Genomic DNA, 1,994 nt, shown 5'->3' on the forward strand with positions numbered 1-1,994 from the left:
ATGGTCAACATCGCGCCGTGCGCCTCTCCACCTACTCCACGTCGCCGTCGGTGTAATCGTAACCAGCCCCGGCGGTTTTTCGACTGCCGCCTGCCATTGCGTCGCGCCGACATAGGATGCGCCCCACATGCCGATCCGTCCGTTGCACCAGGGTTGTTTGCCCAGCCATTCGATGGCGTCAAAACCATCCTGCCCTTCACTGTTGTAGGGAATGAAATCACCCTCAGACTCATGACGTCCGCGGCAATCCTGCACGACGGCTATCAAACCGGAGGCTGCAAATCGCTCTGCCACTTTTTTCGCTCGCGCTTTGTTGTAAGGCGTGCGCATCAGTACCACGGGAGCCCGCTTGACTTCGGGCTTGCGATAGATATCAGTAGACAGCATCACGCCATCACGCATCGGCACTTTAACGGTCTCATGCGAAACCTCCGGTGCATCAGCCGCGATGGCCCATTGTACGATTATCAGCACAAAACAAAACGAACAGGCAAACGTGCGGTTCATGTTCACAGACTTTCGAATAATGCGAATGGGTGAGACTGCTTAACCAGCTAAATCCGTTTGATTACAGGGTTCCATCCAAGCCCCTCTGGTAATACTTATGCGTGATGTTCTCCTGGTTTTCAAGCAGCCAGTCGATGGTGGGTTCATTATGCATGGCTTTGTGGATTGCTTGCGCAGTCGCTTTGCGATGAATTTCGAACAGAGCTTTATGATCCAGGTTTTCATCCGTGGCAGCTCCCGGATTCAGCCAGACCGAACAGATAATGCCCAGGTCATTCGCTTTTTCTTTGGGAATGTCACCCGCGCGAACGGCATCCAATACGCCATTGGCAATCGCTGCCTGCACGGTTCCCATTAGAATGTTGGTATAGGCACTACTCTTCACGGTAACCTTGCTGACCATCAGCGTCACAGGTCGTACTTGAATATCGGTGTCCAGAATCGCGAACACTTTGGAGTGCCCGACAGACTGAGAACCAGTCAGCGTGGCAATCGCTGTACCAACGGGGCCATCCAGTTCGCCAATCACCACTTCCGGTTCCGCAGCAGTAAACGGCGGCCCACCCGCAACAAGACTTTCGCCAGTACGCATTATAATTCGATCACTCATAGATAAATTCCTTACAGGTTCATAAAAAAAGAGAGTTTTCAGATTACCTGATCAGCAAGGAACCTACAAGTTAGGGCAATGGTTACCTCAAATTGGTTACTTGGAACCAACTGTGGTTTTTAGATTCGTATTAATTTTTTTGATGTGAGTCTCAAGTTCTGACATACTGGGATGTTTCGGTTTACAGAGCGGATAAATAATTGATGCACCCCAGATCGAATCCCATGCTGCCCTATCTTGGGAATAAATTGTAGCTGAATAATTAACATAAATGTGAATTACATCGTCATGGGATAGCTTTTTGAGTTGCTCATCTTTCTTGATATAGTTTTTATAAAATGCTTCATAAGACTTAAAATTTCCCTCAAACGAATCCAATGTGACTTTTTCGAAATGTTTATCAATCTTCTCCGGGTTAATTTGAACTTTTGTTGCGAACGCTTTGCGTACGTTTTTGTCTGTTTCTCGAAATTGCTTATTGTTTTCGTAACCTCGAATCCTGCTCTTCATACGCAGGTCTAAAAGTTGATCGAGCGCTTCAGGGGAATCTTTCATGGTTGCGTTTTCGTCAGACTTACGAATTGAAGCAATATGTTTTGACAACAGTTTCTTGATTTTAGCTTCTTTCTTGATATCAACTTGTTTCTTTGCAGTGGCTGGTTTTTTATCGTCTGCCGATGTGATTCCCGGAACTATGAATACGATTAGGATCAGTAAGCTGTAGATGACAGTTTTGATCATTGTGAATCTCCTATTATTTTCCTGTTTCGGAAGAGAGCCGCAAACAGCAATCCGACTCCGGTCAAAAATAATAAAAATTGCATTAACATCAAGAATTTCAAATTTCCATGCCCCGTAAATTCGGCATGTGTCCAAT

The 1,994-nt window shown here is 46.2% G+C and carries 3 protein-coding genes; all 3 read right to left on the reverse strand.

The genetic code is table 11. The features are described from left to right. Positions 1-507, reverse strand: a 507-nt coding sequence (locus Q0668_RS22100) for a CocE/NonD family hydrolase (protein ID WP_298868646.1), incomplete at its 3' end; no start/stop codon positions are given. Between the two features lie 61 nt (positions 508-568). Continuing rightward, complete coding sequence (fae, locus tag Q0668_RS22105; RefSeq protein ID WP_298868648.1) at positions 569-1,117, reverse strand: formaldehyde-activating enzyme; 549 nt, start codon at positions 1,115-1,117, stop codon at positions 569-571. 96 nt (positions 1,118-1,213) lie between these two features. Continuing rightward, positions 1,214-1,858: a hypothetical protein gene (locus tag Q0668_RS22110; protein ID WP_298868650.1), complete on the reverse strand. Its 645-nt coding sequence runs from the start codon at positions 1,856-1,858 to the stop codon at positions 1,214-1,216. Positions 1,859-1,994 lie beyond the last annotated feature (136 nt).

The organism is uncultured Gimesia sp. (assembly GCF_937910335.1).
Lineage (GTDB): Bacteria > Planctomycetota > Planctomycetia > Planctomycetales > Planctomycetaceae > Gimesia.